Raw genomic sequence first — 24,945 nt, 5'->3', positions numbered from 1 at the left:
GCAGTTGGATTACTGTGAACGTAAGGACACATCCCGAAAACCACTCCCGGTTTTCAGTAGCAAGTTGCGAGAAGAATGCTAGCAAGCCCTTACGGGCATACATCGCTGACTGTAGATCATGTGAGTTTCCGATTTATAGTCCCTAAAATAGCTTTAGGCAGGAGTTAGCACCTTGCCGTGTGGTAGGTTGCCAGCGGTTCGCAGAGCCTGATCTCTCCCCGCTTCTTTATAAATCAACGCGCGCCGGTACGTGTGCAATTGACGCGGAACAATTGACTTGATGACGCAAGTATAACAGCCAAACGGGGTGAATCCAAACACTCCCGGTTTTTTCTATGTGAACGGGTATTTTTTGGCGTTCAGATGCTCTCTATTATGCGTTAAGTCAATTCATTGTTTACTTTTGTGGCAAGACACCTCCCCATGAACCCTACGTACCGCTATAACCGCGACGCTGCCACTCGAACAGCTGGCACTACGACCGTAAAAGATGCCATTGGTCAGCTATTAAAAGCGTATCAGCTACAGACCCGCTTCAACGAAACCTATCTTGAAGCGTTCTGGGGGCGTATGATGGGCACGGCTATTGCCTCCCGAACAAACCGACTGTATGTTCGGGATCGAAAACTTCACATTGAAATTGCCTCGGCTCCCCTTCGCAATGAACTTGTCAACGCCAAACAAAAACTCATTCAACTGGTCAACAAGGACATGGGCGCGGATGTAATTGACGATGTTATATTTATCTGACACAAAAATTTCCTGCATAAACAAAGAAGGGAATCGCCATGTACGATTCCCTTCTTTGTTTATAGTTAAGCAGCTCATTAAATGGCTTTTGCTGACTGGCTACGTTGATTTAACCGCTGGGTAAACTCCCCCATTGTGCTGAATTCACCCATTGGTTTTAAGTACCGTAACAGAGCTTCAACCCGGTCGAGTAAGGTATCACGAGAGTATCGGCGCACATAGGCTGGAATTTTTTCATAGCCCGATAGGTCTGTGAACTCCCATGGATGAACATATAAGTTCAGAAAACCATCCGCTTCGAGCGTTTGACGGCAGAATTGCCGGTAAAGAGCGAATGGGAAGTTTTTCAGACTCAGCCAGAACAACGGCAAACGTAACGTAGGTGTTACTGAGGCTGGAATTTGCCAGACCCCCATTTCCCGAAACGGATGTCGCGGTTCGCCCCAGTGGTTATACCGACCAGGTAACCACGTAGGATGTAACGATGAATTGTACTGATAACCAGCCTGATGCACATCGTTGGGATCAACAAAACCCATACGGGCTCGCCTGAATCCCAAAATAGGTTGGTTCAGTAGTTTTTCCAGAGCTAGCCGGGACTTAAGCAGGTCGGCAGGCTCAAAGGTAGTATGGTAATATCCGTGAGAAGCAATCTCGTGTTTTTGCGCCAGATTCCGAATCAGTGCGGACTCATGAAGGGCATAATTAGCCGTTGTAAACAACGTAGTACGGGCGCCAACGGCCTCAAAACGCTCGGCTAACAAGGTTAATCCGGCTGTTGAGACGGCCACCTGTTCGCTCAGGGGAATATTATGGCCGAACTCAACGGCAGTATCAAACTCTTCTACGTCAACGGTGAATAGAATATCTCGCTGTCTTCGGTTGGGGCTTGCCATGTTGTTTCCGTCTCCTCGATCTCGCTTGTGTCACTGATGATATAGGCGGGCCGCCCTTTCACCTCCACAAACGTTTTGCCCAAATATACACCGATAATACCGATCATGATGAACTGTACGCCACCAATCAGCACCAGCAGCAACACCAGCGTTGTCCATCCCGATACCGTAGCATTGGTGTAATAGTGCTCGTAAAGGGCTTCCGCGCCAAACAAACTGGCAAGCATAAACATCAGGAAACCAAGCAATACCGACAGATACAGCGGACGCGTTGAAAAGGACGTAATACCCATTGCCGCCAGCTTGAGCATTTTACGGAACGAGTATTTCGAGCGGCCAGCATAACGGGCGGCCGGCTCATACAGGATACGGCACTGCCGGAAACCTACCCATGAAATAGCACCGCGCAGAAAAAGGTCATTCTCTTTAAACTGCCGAATCGTATTCACCACTTTCCGATCCAGCAGCCGAAAGTCAGCGGCTCCGTCCTCAATATTGAGGTTAGAGACGGTACGTAGTAAGCGGTAAAAATATTTCGAGGTAGTCTGTTTAAACCAGGATAGTTTCGGGTCAGCCTGCCGAACGGTATAAACCACTTCATAGCCTTGCCGCCATTTGGCAATCAATGTCGGAATCAGCTCAGGCGGATGTTGCAGATCGGCATCCAGACAGATAACCGCTTCGCCACGTGCGTTGTCATAACCGGCTCTTAAAGCCATCTGATGGCCAAAATTCCGGGAGAAGGAAAGAAACCGAACTACGGGATAGGCATTGCTTAACTGTCTTAAAACGTAGCGGGTCTGATCAGAACTGCCATCGTCTATAATCAGAATTTCATACGAATCGTATGATTCCATAATGGCCATTAGCCTGTGAACCAGTACGGGTAGGTTTTCTTCCTCGTTAAATGCGGGTACAATCAGACTAATCATACCAGGAAAAGACTTCATGAGCAGACTTATCGTTAAGAACAGTTACGTAGCGGTGTGCGGAAAACTTTTGCTAAAGTAAGTATATATACTTAACGTTTTTCTACTACTCAAAGAAAAATTTGTTTGAAAAATAGGTAACTTATAGATTGACTATCGAAATACTTCTCATATGATCCATATTGTTCGAAATCAGTTGTTCAGAAACTATTCTTAATCAATTGGTTGTACTAAAGAAAGCCGGGCGGCTTCAAGGTCTAGCTCCTGCTCCATTTTTCGAAAGATCTCTCCATCCAGCAAACTTCCTGTCCGCTGGTTATTCAGAACAGCTCGTTCAACTGAAATTAGCTCTAGCTGGAGCTGGACAGCCTGTTGGTAAAGTTCTGTCGGCCGATCTGACAAATTCGCTGCGCGAAGCATTCCGTTCAGTTCATTGATGCGTAGCTCATACGTGTTTTTTACATAACTCAGTACATCATCATGCACCGAGCCGGCGGAATGATTGGCTTCCAGATGCGTAATGGCCTCCTGAGCCATCTTTCGACGCAGTTTACGCTCCTCACGTTTTTCATCAATTGCCTCCCGAACGTTCAACGTATCAATCAGCACAGGTAGGGTCAATCCCTGAACGACCAGCGTACAGAGAATCACAATGAACGTAATGAACAGGATCAAATCGCGGCCCGGAAAAGGCTGGCCGTTGGGCAATACGTTCGGAAGCGCTAATGCACCCGCTAAGGAAACCACGCCCCGCATACCCGCCCAGCTGACGACGCTAATCTGCTGCCAGGTAGGCTTAACTTCCCGTTTTCGTATACCCTTACTGAGCCAGCGAGGAAGGTAAGCGCCCGGAAATACCCAAAGGATTCGTGAAACCACAGCCACAGCGCTAATTAGCAGGCCATAATTGACAGCCTCAGGCAGTGTGTACCCATTTAATTCGGATACGATGGATGGGAGTTGCAGGCCAATCAGGATAAACACCAGTCCGTTTAGCAGGAAAACAACAATCTCCCAGACGGCGTTGGTCTGCAGACGTGCCTGATTACTAAATATTTCTGTGGTTCGTGTCGATAGAAAAAGCCCCGTTGTCACAACTGCCAAAACACCCGAAATGTGCATCTCTTCAGCAATCAGATAAGAGCCATAAGGAGTCAGAAGAGTCAGAACAGTGCTGGTGACCGTATCTTTTGTGATGAGCCGATGTACCCATTTCATACACCAGCCAATAGCCCACCCAACGGCTACGCTAGCCAGACCAATACCTACAAACCGAAGGCTCGCCTGCCACAACACAAATTGTCCCGTTATGATGGCGGCTAACCCGTAGCGATAAATAACCAAACTGCTGGCATCATTAACCAGACTTTCCCCTTCCAATACGGTTGTAATACGTTTCGGTACGTTCAGCCCTTGGGTTACCGACGTAGCCGCTACGGCATCGGGAGGAGCAACTATAGCGCCAAGAAGATAGCCCTGCGCCAGCGAGAATCCCGGAATGAAGGCATGGGCCACAAGGGCAACGGCCGTTGACGTAAACAGGACCAGGCCAACCGCCAGCAAGGCAACAGACCGGCTATAAAGCTTCAGTTCCAGATTATCAATCTGCCAGGCCGCTGCGTAGAGCAAAGGGGGCAGAAAAACCAGAAAAACCGCATCGGGCGATAGCTCAACATGGGGAAGGCCAGGTATCCAGCCAATAAACAAGCCCGTGATAACTAAAAGAATCGGATAGGATATACGCAGCCGCCGGGCTACTACTGCCAGGAGGGTCGTAACGCCGAGTAAACCAGTTACTGTTTCAATTGGATGCATTGAGTGAACAGAATGGGTGATGATTCGGGTTAACCGATGAAGGAAGGGACAAATTTGCCATAACTTTGTTAACAGACCTACCTAATCAGACTGCCTCGCCCAAATTTATCGCTTATGAATCCATCAAACCGCCGGCCTTCTACGCAAAGTTCCGCCAACAGCCAGTTAGTGGAGCAGGAAGAACGACGTGCTGACATTGGTTTTGGTACAAAGATTACCGACTCGCATTCACGGCTTGTCAACAAAGATGGTACGTTCAACATTGTCCGCGTTAATGGCACCCTGTGGGATCGGCTCAACATCTACAACCGGCTCATCGTCATGGGATGGGTACCGTTTTTCAGTTGGTTGCTGACTGGGTATCTGCTGGCCAACACCCTGTTTGCGGGTATTTATATGCTGGCAGGATCGGATACGCTTATAGGAGTCGACGACCGGGTTCTGAACGGTCCCTTCTGGAAATGCTTCTTCTTTAGCTCGCAGACACTCACCACTGTTGGTTACGGACATATTTCACCGAATAGCTTCCTGACGAGCTGTATTGCCGCTTTTGAGTCGATGCTCGGGCTGCTGGCTTTTGCGCTGGCAACGGGCTTGCTCTACGCCCGGTTTTCGCGGCCAATAGCCCATACCCGATTCTCGAAAAACGCGGTAATGGCCCCGTATCTGGACGTCAATGGCTGGATGTTCCGCATTATAAATACCCGTGACAATCAGCTTATTAACCTGCAGGTAAGCGTATCGCTATCTCGAATAGAACCCAAATCACAATCCGACAGTACGCTTACTCGGAAATACTATGGCCTTTCTCTGGAACGGAATAAGGTAAATTTTTTCCCAACCAACTGGACACTGGTTCATCCTATTACGTCTGAGAGTCCATTGTTCGGTTGTACTCCTCAGGACCTCGAAGCATCCGACGCTGAATTTTTAGTGTCAATACAGGCAACCGATGATACGTTTGCTCAGGCTGTTCATACCCGCTATTCGTATCGGTATGATGAAATTTTGTGGGGCTATAAATTCCAGCCTATGTTTGATGGCACGCAGACCAGCACAGTTACCCTCGATCTAGACAGACTCGACGACGTTGTAGAAGCCGAATTGAATTGATAAGGGCAATCCGTTAGTTCAATGCCGGGCCGATAACCGCAACGTAACGACGGATTGCCTGAACCAACTACCATAAACCATACGTACTACAAGTGATTTTCCCTCCTTTTCTGCGTCCCGGCGATACCGTAGGGATTGTTTCGCCAGCCAGTTGGTTTGCTTATGATGAGTTGGCCGAAGGACTGCATATTCTGCGCAATATCTGGAAGCTTAATGTTGTGGAAGGGCAAAGCCTTCACGCAATGGATGGGCCATTTGCGGGTTCCGATAATCTCCGTCGGGCCGATTTGCAACGATTCTTCGATGACTCGACCGTTCGAGCCGTATTTGCAGCCCGTGGTGGCTACGGTTGCTATCGCATAGCTGATGGTCTAGACCTGACAGCGCTACGTATTCATCCAAAATGGTTGGTCGGCTTTAGCGATGTTACCGTGCTGCTTAGTTTGCTGCAAAGACATGATATTGTTAGCCTGCATGGGCTGATGCCCCGTCAGTTTGGCGATCCTGACCGGGCCGAATCGCTGGAATCGGTGCGGCAGTGGCTCTTTGGCGACTTCCCGGCGCAATATACCGTACCAACCCACGCCCTTAATCGGCGGGGACGTGCCACAGGGCCGCTCATCGGAGGAAACCTGACTATGTTAATTAATTCCCTCGATACGCCAACCGATGTGGATTTCAGTGGAAAAATTTTATTCATCGAAGACATTGACGAAACGCTTTTCTCCCTCGACCGTATGATGCGGCAACTCCAAAGAGCCGGTCGGCTGGCTAATCTGGCGGGATTGGTAGTCGGGCAGTTTACCGATATGCGCGACAACCTGTCGCTACCGTTCGGGCAGGATTCGTTTCACATAATTGCCGAAATCGTTTCTGGATACGATTTCCCGGTTTTGTTCGATTTCCCGGCCGGACACGTTACGTATAATCTGGCTTTACCGATTGGGCACATTGTGCAACTGGATGTACAGTACGATTCAGCTAAGCTACATTTCAGACTATAATCGCAACGGCTATCTATTGGCTAGTTGTCTCGGTTAAGCCTGCTCTGGCGGAAACGTAACCGTACCTGTCTCGCTGGTTGGCTCAGCCAGGACGACATGAATACTTGTAGCCGTACCAGAACTTTCTGACTCAGAGGCTTTCCCCTCGGCAAGGAAATCAATCACCTGTTGTTCACTACCAAATACGTAATTGCTCGTTGGCGATTCATCAGGTATTGCGTGTAACCGGTTTTCGGCTGATTCTGCGGTCTGCCCATCGTAAATAAACAGGTTCATAATCTTGAAATCCGACGACCTCGCCATCACTTCAAGCAAACCGGCTTTATCGCGCTCAGTGTTCAGAATCGTATAGAAATTTCCGGCATTCCCGGTATTTTGAAGAAGCCAATTATAAAGCGTTTCCATTGTACAGGAGTAAGTTGAACGTAATGCTCCCTCAAAACCCCTGTATGCTGGCTGATGTTTTATAATTGGCTGGCGGAAGTGTATGCTACGGGCGTCTATTGCGGTACCGACTGTTGGATTTCCTCCTGCTGCTGTTGACGAACCTGCTGACCAATGGGGATGTATTCTACTTCACACGGATAACCGAATAAACAGTTCGCTTTTATCTGTTCGGCTACCCGTTCGGGTACGAGGCTTTCCCAGCCATCTTCACCCAGCTGAATCATTTCCAGCACACGGTCGGTAGAGATGTGCAGATTCTGCTCGTTGTAATCCGTAATATCTTCAATCTTATCGTTGCGGACAAGATACTGAAACAGAGGCTCTAAGGTCGGCGGCAGTTTGAATTCATTGCAGGTATATATGGCACCTTCCTTGAGCGTTGGATACACAAATAGCTTGACCTTCCGGCTGAACAGGGTGGCAAATGACTCCAGAATACCGCCCGGCAAAAACTCGTAGTGGCCTTCTTCAAAAATATATTCCAGGTTCGGAATCCCGACAATCAGGCCTATTTTAAGCCGCGTCAACCGGGCCAGATACGCAACCAGTTTGTAGTATTCCAGATAGTTGGAAATCATTACCGTCTGGCCCATCGAACATAGAATATCGACCCGGTCCAGAAAATCTTTTTCGTCGATCCCCTGCTCGTTGGCTTTCAGATTATGCAGGGTCAATTCGGCCATCGACACGACTCGGTTTGCGTCAACATCGGGCTCATCTTTAAACTGCTTCAGGCCGTTTTCGATCATATCCAGCTGGACATTCGTGAGCGGACGTAACCGACCACGCATCACCATGATATGCTTTTTGTAGAGCGCTTCCGACGGTTGCAACACCTGGCCATCGGGGCCAAACAACGCAGCATCCGTAAAACCATTCTTCACCAGGTGCAGGCTCATCAATCGATTGTCGACATCCGCAAAGTCCGGTCCATTGAACCGAATCATATCAATCTGAATCCGCTCCGGTGCCAGATCGTCCATCAACGACAAGACCAGCGTTTCAGGCGATTTAGCGTAGAAATAACAGCCATAAATAAGATTTACGCCAATGACTCCCAAGGCCTGCTGCTGCAGTACATTCTCATTGTCGAGCATCCTGACGTGAATAATTACATCATTAAAGCCCGACTGTGGATTCAGTTGAAACCGACAGCCAATCCAGCCGTGCGCATCGTTGGTTTTCTGGTAATTAAGCGCTGAAACGGTATTGGCAAATGAAAAAAACGTAGTATCCGGACCACGTTTTTCGGCTAATCGTTTCTCGAGCAGGCTATATTCTTTACTAAGCATTTTAACCAGCCGGGACTCTACAACGTAGCGACCGCTTTCTTCGACGCCGTAGATTGAATCACTAAACGTCATGTCGTAGGCCGACATGGTTTTGGCAATCGTGCCCGACGAACCACCCGCTTTAAAAAACATAGCGGCAGTTTCCTGGCCTGCTCCAATTTCAGCAAAAGACCCGTAAATACGGCGGTCAAGATTAATGCGTAGCGCCTTCTGCTTGGTACCTATATTCTTTTCGTACATAATGACGGTTGCTTGCTGTTCCTAAAGTTACATTATTAAATGTCAAAATCACCTATTAGAACAACACTTGGTGTAAAATAATGCAATTTTACTATTATCTATTTGCCCGGTTATATTACAACCTCTATCCGGCTTCCTGCCGCCTAATACGTGGCTTTCATAGCAGGCCAGCGTAACGCAATTCGTAGATTTCACCCAACTTATAAGCTGAACTAAGGCCCGTCAATAAAACGCATCTTCGATATGCTTTATTCGTAATTCATTGCCTGCCAACGTAACAGCTACAATATCAAACCGAAGATCGTGCAGCCAGTTATGCGCAAACACATAATGCTCAGCCGCTTTCATTACCAGCTTCGCTTTGGTGTAGGATACAAACTCCTCCGGATTGCCATAGCTCAGATTCGTCCGCGCTTTAACTTCGACAAACACGAGCAGTTTTTCCTTCTTTGCAATCAAATCAATTTCGGCGTGTTGATAGCGGTAATTTCGGGCCATTATTTCGTAGCCTTTTTCGAGCAGGTACCGAACAGCCTCTTCTTCACCATGTTTTCCGGTTTCGTTGTGTTGTGCCATTATTCTCCAATAAAGGTTACAAATAACGATAATCCGAACGAAACTCATTCACTTGGTTGTTAGTTAGCTAACGGAGGCCAGTTCTTCCAAAAGGCAATGAATAGTCGTGTTAATAAGCAAGTTAAGGTTCAGCATATAGGGTTAATTGAGTATAAAGCCGCCTGGGACGAACAGGAGCGCCTATTTACTACCATCGTCGATCAGAAATTACACAATCGCACCTGCCCGGCTGAGCAGCAGCAACTTACCCCCAATTACCTGCTTTTCTGCGAACACCCGCCCGTATATACGCTTGGTACGAGTGGCCATGCTGAAAATTTGCTGATGGACGAAGCCCGATTGACGACCGAGCTGGGTGCTACGTTTTTCAGGATTCGACGTGGGGGCGATATTACGTATCACGGTCCCGGCCAACTGGTAGGTTACCCAATTCTGGATCTGGATAATTTCTTTACAGACATTCATCGCTATATGCGGTTATTAGAAGAAAGTATTATCCTGACACTCGCGGATTATGGCTTACAGGCGGGACGAATTGAAGGCTTAACCGGCGTGTGGCTCGGGTATGAAAGTGAAACAAATCCGCAGGCCGGTCCGGCCCGGAAAATCTGTGCGATGGGCGTAAAGGCGAGCCGTTGGGTAACGATGCACGGTTTTGCGCTAAATGTCAATACAGATTTGCGATATTTTGACCATATTGTACCCTGTGGCATTACCGACAAAGCCGTTACGTCAATGGCGGCCGAATTGGGCCATGAAGTGCCACTTGAAGACGTAGCGATTCGGGTTCGGCAACATATCGCCGACTTATTTGGAATGGAGTTACTAACAGGGGAGGCTGTCATACCAGTTGAAACCCATAGTGCAATTGAATAGCTAGCGGATATCCGCCTGTGTTACGAATGAAAAAAGATATTAAGTTTTTGCCTGTTGAAGGTGTTCAGATTGTTATTGCCCGAAAGGAGAACGAGAGTGGCGAATATGATTGGCAGGTTTTCCTGATTAACCAGAATGACGTACCGATAAAAAATGTGTTCGTTACGTCGAAAGGATACGGGCTGAAGAACGATGAAGAACAGAAAACCTCTACCTTACGGCATTTCTTTGTCGAAGTGCAACCGGGGGCCTTTGAGGTCGTAGAAACGATTATGCCCGACGTATTTCATCTGAACAATGAATACTGGGTGAGTTATTTTATTGAGGATCAGATCTTCGACAAGAAGTTTATTTTCGTACCCGATAGCATTGTCGATGAAAATCTTGTACCCGTGCCGGCATTGGGGCTGGAAGGAATTTTGCATGAATAAGTAGTACGGACACCCTGTCCGTATTTAGCAATCATACAGCGGGCAGGAGTCCGCGTTACACCGAACTATGCCTCAAGCTGTCTCCTGGAAGCGTCGTCTTAAAAATTTTCTGTTTATCGACCTTAAAACCGTGGCCGGTGAGCCATCACTGCTCTCTGTCGAACCTCGTTTGCAGCGGCAATGGGAAGAAAAAAGCAAATTTTTCAAAAACGACGATGATCTCTCAGCAGCTGGCTGGTACGACCGTCGGGCATCGTACTACGCTGAATTCGGGAAAATTATTTGTATAGGCGTCGGTGGCTTATTCTTCAATGACGATGATAAACCCCACCTAAAAATAAAATTACTGAGTAACGACGATGAACATCAGTTGCTCGAAGAATTTCTGACCATTGTGAACCGTTACCCACCGGGCGAGCTGACGCTCTGTGCCCACAATGGCAAGGAGTTCGACTTTCCATATCTGTGCCGACGCCTGATGGTCAATGGCCTCCCCCTGCCGCCCGCCCTGCAGATTTCGGGAAAGAAACCCTGGGAAATTCCCCATAAGGATACCCTCGAACATTGGCAGTTTGGCGATAAACGCCATTTTGTCCCGCTTGACCTGCTGGCGGCTGTCCTGAATCTGGCCGTTCGGCCACTCGAATGGACGGGCGACCGTACCAGCGAAGTGTATTACCGCGAACATGACTGGCCACGTATTGAGCAATACGCCCGCGACTCAATGGTGATGCTGGTGCAGGTTTATTTAAAAATGGTGGGGGCTCCACTCGTAGCCGACGAGCATATTGTATTAAGTGAATAACGAACAAGTGGCTGTGTTCTCGGTGAATCCTCAGCTTACTTCTACGTTCAACTATTTTTTGGTTCTGCTGTGAAGCCGAACCTGTATCATGAGAAACGGAAAACCAAAACAAACTAAATATTCGAAACCCGGCACGGCACAGTCGCACCCGACCCGCCCGCGTGAGAAGGGCATCGAAAAATCAGCCAAGACGAAGTCGGGCCCAACAAGGCCAATCCAACAGGCCGACTCTTTTTGGATGAACTGAAAAACGACCTGCTGGCCTTTTTTCAGATTAATGATGAGCAATCCTTTACCCAGGAGCAGATACTCGACCATTTTGGCACCAGTGACCGGCGCATGAAACTCATCATGCATGGCCTGATTGGCGAACTGACCGATGAGGGCTCAATCGTACGCCAGTCAGACGGTAGCTACCGCGCCGATGCCAACGCCAATCTCGTTGAGGGCGTTGTCGATCACGTCAACTCGAGGTTTGCGTTCGTTATTCCTGGCACTGCCAATGGGGTTCGGGGCGATCGTGACGACGATATCTGGGTGTCGACCGAAGACCTGGCCGGTGCCGTGGATGGGGATCGGGTTCGGGTCGTTCGTTTTACCGACTCGCGCAACCGCGGCCGACGTATTGAAGGTAAAGTGGCCAGCGTACTCGAACGAGGCCGCACCGAACTGGTAGGACGTATCGAAGTCTGGCCAACGTACGGCTTTGTTGTCCCCGACAGTAAAAAGATCTATGAGGATATTTTTATTCCCAAAGAGAAACTGGGCGGAGCCAACGACAATGAGAAAGTTGTGGTTCGCCTGACAAAATATCCGGATTCAAGTACCGGTAAACAGCATTTCGAAGGCGAGGTTGTTACGGTACTTGGCCTGGCTGGGCAGAACAACACCGAGATGCACGCAATTCTGGCCGAATTTGGCTTACCCATTCATTTTCCGGAAGATGTTGAACAGGAAGCTGAAGCCATTCCGACCCAAATCCAGAAAAAAGAACTGGCTAAACGGCGGGATATGCGGGAGGCAACCACCTTCACGATTGACCCGATTGATGCCAAAGATTTCGATGACGCCCTGTCGGTCCAACTGCTCGATAATGGCAATTACGAAATCGGAGTACACATTGCCGACGTAACGCACTACGTTCTTCCCGGCTCAAAACTGGAAGCGGAAGCCTACAAACGGGCGACATCGGTGTATCTGGTCGACCGTGTTGTGCCGATGCTCCCCGAAAAACTCTCGAACGGTCTTTGTTCACTACGTCCCAATGAAGACAAGCTGACATTCTCGGCGGTATTTGAGATGAACGCCAACGCCAAAATCGTGAATGAATGGTTTGGCCGAACGATCATTCACTCAAACCGGCGCTTTGCCTACGAAGAAGCGCAGGATATTCTGAACAACAACAGTGGCGATTACCTGGAAGAACTCCGGCTCCTGAATGAACTGGCCTACAAACTGCGGGACGAGCGATTCAAACACGGTGCCATTAATTTCGAGACGGTTGAAGTACGTTTCCGGCTCGACGAAAATGGTGTGCCGCTGGCCGTTTACCCAAAAATTCGGCAGGATACGAACAAACTGATTGAAGAATTTATGTTGCTGGCGAATAAGCGCGTGGCCGAGTTTGTGCATTCGCTCTCCAGGCAGAACAAAGGCCACGAAGAGAACGTAATGGTTTACCGGGTGCACGAAGGTCCCGACGAAGCCAAGCTACGTAGCTTCGCAGATTTTGCCCGGCGGCTCGGGTATAAACTCAACGTGGACGATGAACATCTTTCCAACTCGATGAATCGGTTTATGGCGAGTATCGAAGGCAAACCTGAAGCCAATATGCTGCAGCAGTTAGCCGTCCGTACGATGTCGAAAGCGCGGTACACAACCGAAGATTTAGGCCACTTTGGTCTGGCCTTCCGCCGGTACTCGCATTTTACGTCACCCATCCGTCGATATCCTGATATGATGGCGCACCGTCTGCTTCAGCATTACCTGGACAAAGGCAAACCCGTTGACCGGGAAGAGTATGAAGAAAAGAGCAAACATGCGTCGGATCGTGAGCGAATGGCTGCGGAAGCCGAACGGGCCAGCATCAAATACAAGCAGGTCGAGTTTATGAGCCGCATGGCCCCCGGTCAGCAGTTTGAGGGAGTCATTTCGGGCGTTACCGAGTTCGGCTTCTTTGTCGAAATTACTGAAAACAGCTGCGAAGGATTGGTCAGGATGCAGGACCTTACCGACGATTATTACGAATTCGATAAAGACAACTATCGAATTGTTGGTAATCGCCACAAGAAGATGTACACCTTTGGCGATCCGGTAGTAGTACGTTTAAAAGAAACCAACCTTGCCCGCCGAAGCATGGATTTTGTGCTAGCTAACGACAAAGCGGAAGGCAGTTCAGTCAGTGGCGAATCGAATGTTAGGCGATCAGCACGTCGTAACGAAAGCCGCGGTTCACGAGGTTCATCGGCTTCATCGTCCCGACGAACGAGTAGCTCTGAACGGAAACAGGGACCAGCGGCCAAAGGTGAAAATCGACGCGGGGGACGTAGCCGTCGTTGAAAAGCGCGTTCTGATTTTAGTACAGGCTTGCATAAAGAACAGCAATCCGCTATATTTGCAGTCCCAAAATCAGGGCAACCGCTCCCGTAGTTCAATGGATAGAATTATGGTTTCCGGTACCATCGATAGGGGTTCGAATCCCTTCGGGAGCACACAGTACATATAAAGGCTAATCAGGATTAGAGTCAACAACACTCAAAATCAACTGATTGGCCTTTTTTGATTTTATACGCCTTCATCGCGAGTCGTACATCTCCGCTCGTTACTCCGTAAAGCTGCCAAACGTTCCCGGCTAAATCTTACCTATGTGACAACTATCATAAACACATATAACCTAGATCAGTACTTAAAATTATTTCATCATTAGTTTTGCTATACTGTTTCACAGGAAGCTATGCATTCATCTACAGTGATTAGCTCAGCGTTGAATACGTAGTTATAAAAATCACAAGGATTTGTCAGGCAATGATCGCCGACCAAATCGGGTTCCGAAGAAAGAATTAGCCATCAGGTTAACCCTGGCGAATCTTGTTAGGAAACACTTGATCCGGTACGGTTGATACGTATTACAGCATACAGAAAAAGGTATCTGATAAAATTTAGTATAGCCTTTTGAATGAATTTATGTTTATATGATATAAATAACCATTAGAATAGTACTTTAGCCATAAAATCCTCTGGACCATCAACATAGCGGTAAACGTTTAGTAGTCAGTATACTTCCTGTGTTTCTGTTCTAACCTGACTTTTACATTTCGCTGCTCATACACTGACATGCTGATTAAAGTGTTAATCATAGAAGACATAACCCCGATTCGAGATAATATAGCTGAACTATTAGCCCTGAAAGGTTATCAGGTGAAAGCGGCTGCCTGTGGAGAAGAAGGGGTTTCGGTAGCGAAAGAGTGGCATCCCAATCTGATCCTGTGCGATATCATGATGCCCACACTCGATGGTTATCAGGTTTTAGAAGCCATACGGACTTGCCCGGCAATCGCTCATATCCCATTTATATTTTTGACGGCCAAAACAGATATGGTTGATCTGCGTCGGGGAATGAGCCTGGGTGCTGACGATTACCTGACGAAGCCCTTTCTGGCAGCGGACCTGTTGAAAGCAATTGAAAGCCGTCTGAAACGAAGCCAGCAACAGGGCTTGCTCGAATCAGACAGCAGCCTTTACCTGAAGACGATCCGAGGCCGGGATCCTAAAGGGTATATGCAGTTGCAAACGGACGATTGTTATTACTTCTCGGTGCAAGACCGCGACTACTTCGCCGAACATCCATTGGGTACATTTCAAATCAGTCAGACTATCGAAAAGCTGGCTGTAGAATTAGATCCGAAACAATTTTTCAGAATTAACCGTCACCTGATCATTCATCGAAAAATCCTTCAGAAGTACGCCTACTGGGATAAAGGAAAATACTGTCTGTATTTGTCATGCGAAGGCAACATACGGGAAGCGATTCTACCAAAAGCACGTTTTACGGCCTTTAAAGAGTGGCTTTCCAGTTAAGAAAGCGTTTGAAACGATTGTCCCTGCCATGGCTATTCGCCCATGTGCGAACTCGTTGTAATACCCCAATAATTGAACCGAGTAACGAATACCCCGACTGCCAGCAGTGCCCATCCGTAAACGAATTAGATTTTGAAAGACTTATTGCAGCATTGGTTTGATACGTCTCCGCAGGGTGGCGCCATTCTGGAGCCTGTTCGAAATGACCAGGGGGAGATTACGGATTTTCGCTACCAGCTTATCAATAAAGCATTAGCCCAGCTTCATAAACGAACGCAGAAAGAGATAGCTGGAAGATGCCTCAAAGAGGTTTTTTCACCAGCTCGCGCCAGTGTACTGCTCCAACGCTCATTGGCCGCTATCTCTTCCAGCAACCCATGCCACTACCACGAGCATTACATGCAGGAAGATACTGGGATCTGGATAAGTACTACGCTTACCCGAACTACCGACAAAGATCTGATACTGGTCAATGTTCAGATTATCGATGAACAAAAGAAATCGGAACATGATCTTGAACGGCGGCTGGCCATGGAGTCTACAATTTCAGCTATTTCGAGCCGGTTTATAACGCTAAAAGCGCATGAAGTCGATACGTATATCGTTGAAGCCCTGGGCCACATTAGTAAGTACATAGACGCCGAGAGAGCATCGGTATTTTTGTATTCAGAGGATTATCAGGAAGGGCGTTGCCAGCATGAATGGTCCGCCCCGGAATCAGCCCCAGAAAGAATAAAATCCAGACCAGACCCCGTCAGTGTTTCGACTGGATGTGGCCAAAATTGTCAAATGGTGAGATTATACGCTTGCAAATTGATCAGCTAACACCAGAGCAGATTCAGGAGAAAGGCTTCTTCGAGTTTATTTCCGTTCATTCAATGATCGCCATTCCGTTGGTTGAGGAGCGGAAAACAAAGGGGTTTATCGGTTTTTATACCATAAACAGACCTCAGGTCTGGAATCAAAATGATGTTTCGTTTCTGGAGACGTTTAGTGCATTGGTAGCGAATGTCCTTCAACGATTGCAGCAGGAAGCGGCCATACAGCGGGCGAATCAACGCCTGGAGGGGCTTTTTGCGATTGATCAGGCTTTACTTAGCTACCGTATGGCCGAGCAGTCGCCCCTGCTGATCGCCATGAAATACATGCATTTCATGGTACCCTGCAATCGCATTACAGTATTTCAGATCAGTGATACTACAGGTTTGGCAACGGCCAAGTGCCGGGTTATGGAAGGCGAACTGGACCCCAACCCCATCTTTACATTATCAGCCCATTATTTTCACGAACTTTTTCAGCGAAACCAGACACCGGATCAACTTATTTATTATCCTGATCTGGAGGCAGACTCATACAACGTACCAGCCGATTTAGCGGTTTATGTACAGGGATTTCGCTCACAGGTCCTGGTTCCCCTATACAGCCGGGAAGAGTGCATTGGCGCCTTTACGCTCTCGTCGGTAAGCCCTAATTTCTTTACGGAAGAGTATCTGCAAATTGTTCAGGAATTAGCTAGTCAGTTAGCAATTGTTTTGTATCAGCAACAGCTGGACGAACAACTTAAGCAATATACCGAACATCTTGAGCAACGGGTAGAAGAACGTACCCAGGAAATCAGTCGGCTGTCGACTGTGCATCAGGCAATTCTGCGACATGCCGGGCAGGCCATTGTGTCGACAGATATCTATGGAGTTGTTCAAACTGCCAATCAGGCCTGTGAACATTTATTAGGCTATAAGGCCAACGAACTGATTGGGCGACGAATTTTTCTCCAGCCAGGCTCCACTGATGACCCCCTACCTACGCTGGTTTATCAATGGGCTGACGATGCAGCCCCAATTGCCAATGTTTTTGCTGAAGCATTCGCTTCGCAAGGTTACTTCTATTGTGAGTGTGTGGCAGTTACGAAGGCAGGGTATCGAGCGCCTATTTTGTTAGCAGCCAGTGTTTTGCAGGACGAAAATGGGGCCGTAATTGGGTATGTCGGCATTGCCACAGACATTTCAGCGCTAAAAAAGGCGGAAGTAGATCTACAGCGGAAGAATCAGGAGTTGAATACCTTTTTTGAGGGGGCCCTCGACATGCACTGCATCTCCGACAGTCAGGGCAATATTTCGTCTGTTAACCGGGCTTTCCAGAAAACACTGGGGTATTCAGCCGCTGAGTTAAAGGCCATTCCGTTCTTATACTTGATTCATCCCGCTGAGCAGCAGTCTGTTTACAGAAATTTACTGACAAACATACTCAGGCAGCCTGTTCGCAATCAGATTAACCGGATGCGCCGGAAAGATGGGAGCTACCGTATTATCGAGTGGAATGCGATCGGGATTGATAACGTCGTATACGGATCAGCGCGCGACATTACCGAACGCCAGGAAACGGAAGATCAGCTACGAAGCCTGAATCAGCGTCTCGAACTTGCTACCCAGGCAACGTATCAGGGAATCTGGGAGCATGATAATGAGACGGGTAATGTTTTCTGGAATGAAAATTTTGCCGAGTTGCTGGGGCTAGATCCCCATCAAACTGAACGGAGCCTCGATGCTTTTACCAGTCAGGTCCATCCTGACGATTTGCCCGCCTATCTGGAGCGTATCAGACAAAACTTTGCCGGAACTGGCAATAAGATTTCTAATTCGGCCCGAATTATCCGAAAGAATGACGGCGCAGTACGTCATTTAGAACTCATCGGTCTGATGGTTCGAAACCAACAGGCTGAAGTTATTCGGACTATCGGTGTGATTTGGGACGTAACCGAACGAAAAGTGGCGGAGGAAGCACTACGGGAAAGTGAACAGCGGTTCCGTGAGATCGCTGAAAACGTTGACGAAATTTATTGGATTAATTCGGTCGACCCGTTTCGCCTGTTGTACGTAAATCCTGCCTATGAACGGCTACTGAACCGCAGTTGCCAGAGTCTTTATGACAATCCATTTTCCTTTATGGAGGCCATTTATGACGACGACAAACCCGCAGCCGCAGAGGCTCTGAATCAGTACATGGCCGGAAAAGATGTGCAGATCCAATGCCGCCGGAAAGGAAGCGACAACGCGTTGCTCTGGATGTCAATTCGAACCTTTATTATTCGCGACGAAGCCGGTAAAATCATCCGTCAGATCGGGATTGTCAATGACATAACCAGCCAAAAAGAAAAGGAACTGGTTTTGCAGGAATCGCTACGTCGGGAGCAGGAACTGAATCAGCTCAAGTCGCAATTTGTTTCGACGGCTTCACACGAGTTCCGAACTCCTTTAACTACCATCCAGTCGAGCGTCGATTTAATCAAGCTTTACATGGATTTGCAATCGCCGAATATCAATCAGCTGATTAAAAATCACTTAGGCGTAATCCAGAAAGAAATAGAAAAGTTTGGCGAACTGCTAACCGATATTCTCACCATTGGCCGTATTGAAGCCGGTAAAGTAAAATTCGATCCGAAATGGGTGGATATAACCACCTTATGTGAACGCACCATTAACACCCATTTCAGTAAGCGGGATGATCGACGAACTGTCAATGTCCAGGTACAAGGTACGTCTGAACTAGTTTTTCTAGATGAGATCCTGATTGGTCACGTAATCGTTAACCTACTCTCGAATGCCTTTAAATTCTCGAGAGAATCGCCCAACCTCTATCTCAATTTTGAGACCAATTCGGTAATAATACAGGTAGTCGACACAGGAATTGGTATTCCCACCAAAGAACTCCCCACCCTTTTCCAGGCTTTCTCACGTGCTAGTAACGCAACCAGTATTCCCGGAACTGGCTTAGGTTTAGTCATTGCGCGGCAGTTTGTCGAACTGCACAACGGCCTTCTCGATGTGCAGAGTGATGAACATGCCGGGACAATGTTTACAATCACCTTACCCAAATTACATAATAATCCACTCAACCCGCGATTGGCCTTGTTGGCAGATCACTAATTTTATAACGTATCATGTCCACGCAAATTCTGCTTATAGAAGACGAAGTTCAAATCCGGGAAAATGTGCAGGAACTCTTAACCTTATGTGGCTATCAGGTCGATACCGCATCGAACGGACGGGAGGGAATTGGACAGGCCTTGTTACAGCGACCGGATTTGATCCTTTGCGACATTATGATGCCCGAAGCGAATGGCTATCAGGTACTGGATGCCGTTCGGAATAACCGCTTGCTAGCCAGTGTACCCTTTATTTTCCTGACCGCCAAAACAGAACCAGGGGATATACGCCAGGGTATGATAAAAGGGGCGGATGATTACCTAACCAAGCCGTTTACATTCGAAAATTTACTGCAAACCATTACCAGTCGTTTGCAGCGGGAAGCACTTCGCAAGGCCGACATCAACTCGCAGATTGAAGAGTACAGGCACCGCTTTACTTCGTTATCAGCTCATGAATACAATACGTGCCTGAATGGGATTATTGGCTTTTCGACCCTGTTGGTTGATCAATATCAGGCACTCGACAAAGACGAGATTTTATCTTTTATAGAAATGATAAAGGTGAGCGGAGAGCGCCTTAAACGGTCGCTGAATAATGTTCAGCTAATGGACGAGCTTCAGCATCTGCAATCAACGAACTCATTGTACAGCTATTTTTCGGAGGGAAGTTCATTCGTAACGGCAGAACTGGTCGAAGAGCTTACGCAAGCCGTTGAATACCGGCAAAGTCAGAAGATTGACTACTGTAGTCAGGTGAACACCGCTCAGGTAAGAATGTCGGAGGAAAATGTTAGAATCTGTATCGAAGAATTAATTGATAATGCCTTTAAATTTTCGAGTGTAAACCAGACAGTGCATATGAGAGGAGCAATTGACCAGGAGGATTATTGCTTTTCAATTACCAATACGGGGCAGCCTTTCACGCCAGAGAATATTGCTCAGATTGCCCCTTACAAACAGTTTGACCGTAAACAATACGAACAACAGGGATTTGGCCTGGGATTATCAATCGTAAAAAGTCTGGTACAGCTAAACGAAGGCAAGCTGATCATTGAAAGTCCGTCAGCCGGACCAACAACAGTAACTATCCGGTTACCAATGTTGCAGGCAAGCTAAAGGCGTCTTGCTACGTACGAAAGTTTATCCGTGCAAAATCCATCCAATTAGCCAGCAAAAAGGCTTTCTTTACCGTGGATTTGGGACTGGACCAGTCTGATCACGTAGTGATCGCATATTTATAGAAAAAGGCTCTACCGGAAGCCGTGCGTACCGAAGGTATGCCATCACAGTGAGTATGGCATACCTTCGGCACGCTAATGGATGAGCAACTACTTATTTCTATAAACATGCCATGCCTTCGGCATGTAACATAGTACAAGTCAGCGAAAATAATCCTGAATCCACCTTTCTGTAGTTATGCCGACTAATTCCAACAGAGCGGCATCAACTAGGCAAAGTCGTTCTGTCCTTAGCCTCCTACAATTGTATGCATGAAGCTAGAGCCACCCGCAATTCGATAAAGCTTCTACTTCTATGGTTGGCGCCTTTGGTTTGAGTCGTTTCATAATCACCGATTCAAACCATTCAATAGGTATAATCTGGGGCGCTTTTTGGTTTGGGTGATTTGGGTAGCTTACGAAAGCTCCTTTTTGATTGGGAGTCAGAAAATGGATAGTAATGTACTGCGGAATATCAACAAAAGTTGGATATTGATATTGATAACTACCAGGCAATGGTACATTAGAAGAGGTAATCATGCGTACGTTTTCTTTTTAATAAATTTTTCAGTAATAAGGATATGCTACACGGATCATCTCTCTTCCGAATTAGCTAATATAAATTTAACAGGTGCGGTAAGTTACTATACCTGCGATTCGATAAACTGTTAAATTTTCACGTTTTTTGGCAGTAAGTGTCGATAAAACGTATCTGATAGGCCTGTTTAGGTTCTTGGTAAAGTGAAAAATTGCTTTGGGGAGAGGTACCGTTGAAATAAACGACACAATCCTGTCTTGAAACCAACTGTATCTGGACGTAGCGCTATTTTTTATTGGCTCATGTAAAGATTATCTTTAACAGGAATACGTTCTTTTGCGCTAACCCAACTTGCCTGCCTCAACCTTGTGAATACGTTATTTCCGCCAAATTCTGCTTCATCAGCCTCCCGTACCCGTTCAAGCAAGAATGCCGTGCTGATACTTGAGTTTGATTCAGCCGATATTCCGGTTCCTTCTTTCAGGGTCAGACAGGCTAACGCAGAAGCGATGGAGCTTGCCGGTCAGTTGCCGTTTTCGCCTGTTGGGGCTTTGCTCGATCAGTTACCTTTTCCCTTCAACTCCCCTGAACTGCTTAAGCAGCTTCATCTGATTTACGAACAAGGAATCAGTAGCCAATTTCAGCTGCATCGTTCGGGCTTACCGATAACCTTTTCTTCCACTTATGATTGCCAACTCCTGAAAGCGGACGAGCGGTTGGTAGTGCTTTCTCTGGTAGAGGTCGGGCAGGAGCTTGGTAAGGTGGGTTCGCTTGAGCAGATGATGGAAACGATGCCAACTGGGCTGGCCCTGTTTCAGGCACTACGTAACGCCAGGCATGAAATCATAGACTTTCAGGCCATTTTCTGCAATCAGGCAGGAGCCGCTATTTCTCGTCAGAGCCGCCATGACATACTGACCCGACCCATCAGTGAACGCTACCCGAATATGGAAGCCTATGAATTATTCCATCGATACGTAGCCGTTGTTACTACAGATCAACCTTATCACCAGCTCCTCTACCTACCGCCCCAGGATATTTGGCTGGACGTATCTGTGGTGAAATACGGCGATGGTCTGCTGGTTTCCTTTCAGGATGTTACGCTGGGGCAAAAGAGCGCTCTGTTGCTCGAAAGTGTAATGAGTAGTTCACCAGCCGCGGTTCGCTATTACGAGTCGATTCGGGATGAGTCGGGTCAGATTATTGACTTCATGACCAGCACCGGAAATGAACTGCCCGCTTACCGGCCTTTTCGACCAACTCAGTCGACCACGGGTAAGCGACTCCTTGAGTTATATCCTTACCTACGAGAAAACGGGCTTTTCGACCGCTACAAAGCCGTAGTGCAAACGGGCCAGAGTGATCATTTTGAAACGTCTCGCCAGGTGGGTGACCATGTAGTCTGGTTTGATTGCAGAGCGGTACGTCACGGAAACGGCTTTGTGTTGACAACGCTGGATATAACCGCCCGAAAAGAAGCTCAGCTTGCCCAGCAACAGCAGGCCAGTTTACTACAAACCGTACTCGATAACTCCCTAACAGGTATTGCCTGGCTGAAGACCGTTCGTAATCCGGCCGGGATGCTTGTGGATTTTACGCTTGAGAAGATTAATGCCACACTGGCACAATTGCTTGGACGTTCACTCCAGGACCTGGAAGGTAAGCCCCTGTCTGAGCTTATGCCGCATCAGATGGTTAATGGTTTGTTTGACCGCTATGCAACTGTTTCACGAACGGGCCAAGCGCAGCGTTTTGAGTGGGCAAACGAAGCGGGTACGATCTGGTACGATTTATCGACGGTGGCTATTGACGATGGACTTATTGTTACGTTTATGGACATCACAGCCATCAAGCTGGCCCAGTTGGATCTGCAACGGCAGGCCGATCTGATAACGGGAGTCCTGAACAGCTCTACCAGCAGTATTTTGCTGCTTGACCCCTTGTACGACTTGCCTGAACAAATCTCTGATTTCCGGATTTCACTAGCCAATCCGGCCACATTACGTTTGTTTTCCCATTTTGTTGGTCGTGATTTTACGCAGGAGGACCTACTGAACCAAACTATCCTTACCCTATTCCCAACGGTTAGAGAACGGGCTGTTTTTCCAGCGCTGGCATCCGTTTCGCATACCGGAAAGTCTATACATACGTCGATAGATTACCCTCAGCTGGGTTTAACGTATGAGTATGATATCCGTCCGTTTCGTAAAGGCGTATTGATGATTACGACCGATATTACGCCCTTACGCGTTTACCAGCAACAGCTGGAAGCGAATAATATAGCCCTGAGTCGATCAAATGAATATTTGCAGCAGTTCGCCTATGTAGCCAGCCATGATCTGCAGGAGCCGCTACGTAAAATTCAGTCCTTTGGCGATATACTGCTTACCCAGTATGCCGACAATCTGGATGCTGTGGGTCAGGATTTGCTTCGACGGCAGCAGAATGCAGCACAACGTATGCAGATTCTGGTTAAAGATTTGCTGGATTACTCCCGACTTTCCACTCAGCAACCTCCTTTCCAGCCGGTTTCTCTGGAGTTATTGCTCCAGGATGTTTTAAGCGACCTGGAAACCACCATTCTGGAGACAAAAGCACGGGTTACCACAGCTCAGTTACCTACAATTGCCGGTAATGCAACTCAGCTTAGGCAACTACTCCAGAACTTAGTTACCAATGCTCTGAAGTTTACAAAACCAGATCAGCCCCCCGTAGTACGGGTAGAGGCTTCCCTGATTTCGGGCGATCAACTTCCTCAGCCCAGACTCACTGGTAATCAGGAACAGTGGGTAGCGCTTCAAGTGATCGATAAAGGCATTGGATTCAGTGAATCGTATCAGGAACGCATTTTTGAGCTGTTCCAACGGTTGCATGGCCGTAATGAGTACATTGGTACCGGTATCGGGTTGGCCATCGTCAAAAAAGTAGTTGAAAACCACCGTGGTTTCATTACGGCCCACAGTCAGCCGGGAGCGGGAGCAACCTTTACGGTGTATCTGCCACAGGCATAACCCGCATTTGTTCGTTTATAGTCATCGGCCCTAGCCTGGAGTACCATGTCAACATTAAGATCCATAACGCCATCCCTGTATCAGATCAGTCTGGGTGCTGTCAATGTTTTTGTTATAAAAGACAATGGATTGACGCTCATCGATACGGGTTACAAAGGCAGCATGAATAAGATTTTTTCGGCACTTGAGCAGGGGAGCGAAAACCCAAATGCTATCAGGCAAGTGATTTTGACGCATGCGCATCCGGATCATGCCGGTAGTGCGGCCGATATCAAACGTGAGCTAGGCGTTCCCATACTGGCTCATCATCTGGAAGCATCTCTGCTCGAGGAAGGTCTTAGTGGACGTGCACCCATTCATTTATCGCCTGGAGTTATTAACTGGATTATTTACCAGCTGTTTATCAAACGAGGCAACAGCGCCATTGATCCCGTGCTAATTGATAAGCGCCTGAATCATGGCGATGTGATTCCCGTAGCGGGCGGACTTCAGGTTCTTCATACACCGGGCCATAGCACCGGCCATATTGCCTTATTGCTACAGAATGAAGGCGTATTACTAGCTGGTGACACCTGTGCCAACATTGCCGGTCTGGGTTTAAGTACGGTTTATGAAGATCTGGCTTTGGGTGTTAAAAGCCTTTTAGCCTTGTCTGAACTAAGCTTTGATCAAGCGGTATTTGGTCATGGGGGAACACTGAAGCAGCAGGCTAATCATAAATTTAAGGCAACGTTTAGCGGTATGCGTGGCGTTTAGTTTATAGCCCATCAGAACCCGCGAGGTGATTCCGAAAGCTGTTCGAAGTCTTTTAATGAACAAAGGCAATTTAATCCCGTCAGCCTTTCGTTTTTTTATCGAACAAGAACGAATTTTTCAACAGAAAGAAAGTCAAAGGATGGCAAGTCAAAGCATTAATTCATGATAGATTGATCTAACTTTGATTGTAAGCATCGCTGGTTTTCTTGATTTTATTTTATTTTTGCTTTAAACCCTTCAATCCTGA

The 24,945-nt window shown here is 47.5% G+C and carries 20 protein-coding genes, 1 tRNA gene and 1 riboswitch; of the genes, 14 read left to right on the top strand and 7 right to left on the bottom strand.

What is annotated here, in order from left to right; genetic code table 11:
* Positions 1 to 130 precede the first annotated feature (130 nt).
* Positions 131 to 235, bottom strand: a riboswitch (SAM riboswitch).
* A gap of 188 nt (positions 236 to 423) precedes the next feature.
* Positions 424 to 750, top strand: a complete 327-nt coding sequence (locus LN737_RS06375; RefSeq protein WP_405520328.1) for a DUF721 domain-containing protein — start codon at positions 424 to 426, stop codon at positions 748 to 750.
* A 77-nt stretch (positions 751 to 827) separates the two neighbouring features.
* Here LN737_RS06375 and LN737_RS06370 read toward each other — a convergent pair whose 3' ends face one another.
* The 3 genes from LN737_RS06370 to LN737_RS06360 form a co-directional block, all read right to left on the bottom strand.
* Positions 828 to 1,646 (bottom strand): polysaccharide deacetylase, encoded by an 819-nt coding sequence (locus tag LN737_RS06370; protein ID WP_405517201.1) that lies wholly within the window; start codon positions 1,644 to 1,646, stop codon positions 828 to 830.
* Complete coding sequence (locus LN737_RS06365) at positions 1,595 to 2,596, bottom strand: glycosyltransferase family 2 protein (RefSeq protein WP_405517199.1); 1,002 nt, start codon at positions 2,594 to 2,596, stop codon at positions 1,595 to 1,597. Before LN737_RS06365 ends, LN737_RS06370 begins: the two co-directional genes overlap by 52 nt.
* A 192-nt stretch (positions 2,597 to 2,788) precedes the next feature.
* Entirely contained in the window at positions 2,789 to 4,390 is a 1,602-nt protein-coding gene (locus LN737_RS06360; protein WP_405517197.1) for a Na+/H+ antiporter, read from the bottom strand.
* Between the two features lie 114 nt (positions 4,391 to 4,504).
* On the opposite strand from LN737_RS06360, the gene LN737_RS06355 reads away from it, so the two are divergent.
* Together LN737_RS06355 and LN737_RS06350 are read left to right on the top strand one after the other, a co-directional pair.
* Complete coding sequence (locus LN737_RS06355; RefSeq protein WP_405517195.1) at positions 4,505 to 5,503, top strand: ion channel; 999 nt, start codon at positions 4,505 to 4,507, stop codon at positions 5,501 to 5,503.
* A 92-nt stretch (positions 5,504 to 5,595) separates the two neighbouring features.
* Positions 5,596 to 6,507 carry an LD-carboxypeptidase gene (locus tag LN737_RS06350; RefSeq protein WP_405517193.1) on the top strand — a complete coding sequence of 304 codons (912 nt, stop codon included), beginning with the start codon at positions 5,596 to 5,598 and terminating at the stop codon, positions 6,505 to 6,507.
* 33 nt (positions 6,508 to 6,540) lie between these two features.
* Here the strand turns inward: LN737_RS06350 and LN737_RS06345 are convergent, their stop codons facing one another.
* The 3 genes from LN737_RS06345 to LN737_RS06335 form a co-directional block, all read right to left on the bottom strand.
* A complete protein-coding gene (locus LN737_RS06345) occupies positions 6,541 to 6,912 on the bottom strand; it encodes a hypothetical protein (RefSeq protein ID WP_405517192.1) in 372 nt (123 codons plus the stop codon).
* 95 nt (positions 6,913 to 7,007) lie between these two features.
* A complete protein-coding gene (locus tag LN737_RS06340; RefSeq protein ID WP_405517191.1) occupies positions 7,008 to 8,486 on the bottom strand; it encodes a TonB-dependent receptor in 1,479 nt (492 codons plus the stop codon).
* A gap of 222 nt (positions 8,487 to 8,708) precedes the next feature.
* On the bottom strand, positions 8,709 to 9,062 hold the full coding sequence (locus tag LN737_RS06335) for a YraN family protein (RefSeq protein WP_405517189.1): 354 nt from the start codon (positions 9,060 to 9,062) through the stop codon (positions 8,709 to 8,711).
* Between the two features lie 96 nt (positions 9,063 to 9,158).
* On the opposite strand from LN737_RS06335, the gene lipB reads away from it, so the two are divergent.
* From lipB to LN737_RS06290, 9 genes are all read left to right on the top strand, one after another.
* Complete coding sequence (lipB, locus tag LN737_RS06330; RefSeq protein ID WP_405517187.1) at positions 9,159 to 9,938, top strand: lipoyl(octanoyl) transferase LipB; 780 nt, start codon at positions 9,159 to 9,161, stop codon at positions 9,936 to 9,938.
* A 26-nt stretch (positions 9,939 to 9,964) separates the two neighbouring features.
* Positions 9,965 to 10,369 carry a hypothetical protein gene (locus LN737_RS06325; protein WP_405517185.1) on the top strand — a complete coding sequence of 135 codons (405 nt, stop codon included), beginning with the start codon at positions 9,965 to 9,967 and terminating at the stop codon, positions 10,367 to 10,369.
* Between the two features lie 67 nt (positions 10,370 to 10,436).
* Positions 10,437 to 11,174, top strand: coding sequence for a 3'-5' exonuclease (locus tag LN737_RS06320; RefSeq protein ID WP_405517183.1), 738 nt, complete (start codon positions 10,437 to 10,439; stop codon positions 11,172 to 11,174).
* Positions 11,175 to 11,408: 234 nt separating this feature from the next.
* On the top strand, positions 11,409 to 13,733 hold the full coding sequence (gene rnr, locus LN737_RS06315) for a ribonuclease R (RefSeq protein ID WP_405517181.1): 2,325 nt from the start codon (positions 11,409 to 11,411) through the stop codon (positions 13,731 to 13,733).
* Between the two features lie 80 nt (positions 13,734 to 13,813).
* Positions 13,814 to 13,885 (top strand) — tRNA-Arg (locus LN737_RS06310).
* A 622-nt stretch (positions 13,886 to 14,507) separates the two neighbouring features.
* Positions 14,508 to 15,251, top strand: a complete 744-nt coding sequence (locus tag LN737_RS06305) for a response regulator (protein WP_405517179.1) — start codon at positions 14,508 to 14,510, stop codon at positions 15,249 to 15,251.
* A 132-nt stretch (positions 15,252 to 15,383) separates the two neighbouring features.
* Positions 15,384 to 16,076 (top strand): PAS domain-containing protein, encoded by a 693-nt coding sequence (locus tag LN737_RS06300; RefSeq protein ID WP_405517177.1) that lies wholly within the window; start codon positions 15,384 to 15,386, stop codon positions 16,074 to 16,076.
* A complete protein-coding gene (locus LN737_RS06295) occupies positions 16,058 to 19,174 on the top strand; it encodes a PAS domain S-box protein (protein WP_405517175.1) in 3,117 nt (1,038 codons plus the stop codon). The genes LN737_RS06300 and LN737_RS06295 overlap by 19 nt, the downstream gene beginning before the upstream one ends.
* Before the next feature lie 14 nt (positions 19,175 to 19,188).
* Positions 19,189 to 20,292: a response regulator gene (locus LN737_RS06290; protein WP_405517173.1), complete on the top strand. Its 1,104-nt coding sequence runs from the start codon at positions 19,189 to 19,191 to the stop codon at positions 20,290 to 20,292.
* Positions 20,293 to 20,672: 380 nt separating this feature from the next.
* Here the strand turns inward: LN737_RS06290 and LN737_RS06285 are convergent, their stop codons facing one another.
* Entirely contained in the window at positions 20,673 to 20,933 is a 261-nt protein-coding gene (locus LN737_RS06285; protein WP_405517171.1) for a hypothetical protein, read from the bottom strand.
* A 366-nt stretch (positions 20,934 to 21,299) separates the two neighbouring features.
* Between LN737_RS06285 and LN737_RS06280 the strand changes: the two genes are divergently transcribed.
* The gene (locus tag LN737_RS06280; protein ID WP_405517169.1) at positions 21,300 to 23,942 is read left to right on the top strand and encodes an ATP-binding protein; all 2,643 of its coding nucleotides are present in this window, start codon (positions 21,300 to 21,302) and stop codon (positions 23,940 to 23,942) included.
* A gap of 45 nt (positions 23,943 to 23,987) precedes the next feature.
* A complete protein-coding gene (locus LN737_RS06275; RefSeq protein ID WP_405517167.1) occupies positions 23,988 to 24,698 on the top strand; it encodes an MBL fold metallo-hydrolase in 711 nt (236 codons plus the stop codon).
* Positions 24,699 to 24,945 lie beyond the last annotated feature (247 nt).

The organism is Spirosoma sp. KNUC1025 (assembly GCF_045160025.1).
Taxonomy (GTDB): Bacteria; Bacteroidota; Bacteroidia; order Cytophagales; family Spirosomataceae; genus Spirosoma.
Note: the sequence above shows the minus strand (reverse complement) of the source record. Positions and strands in the feature narration are given on the sequence as shown.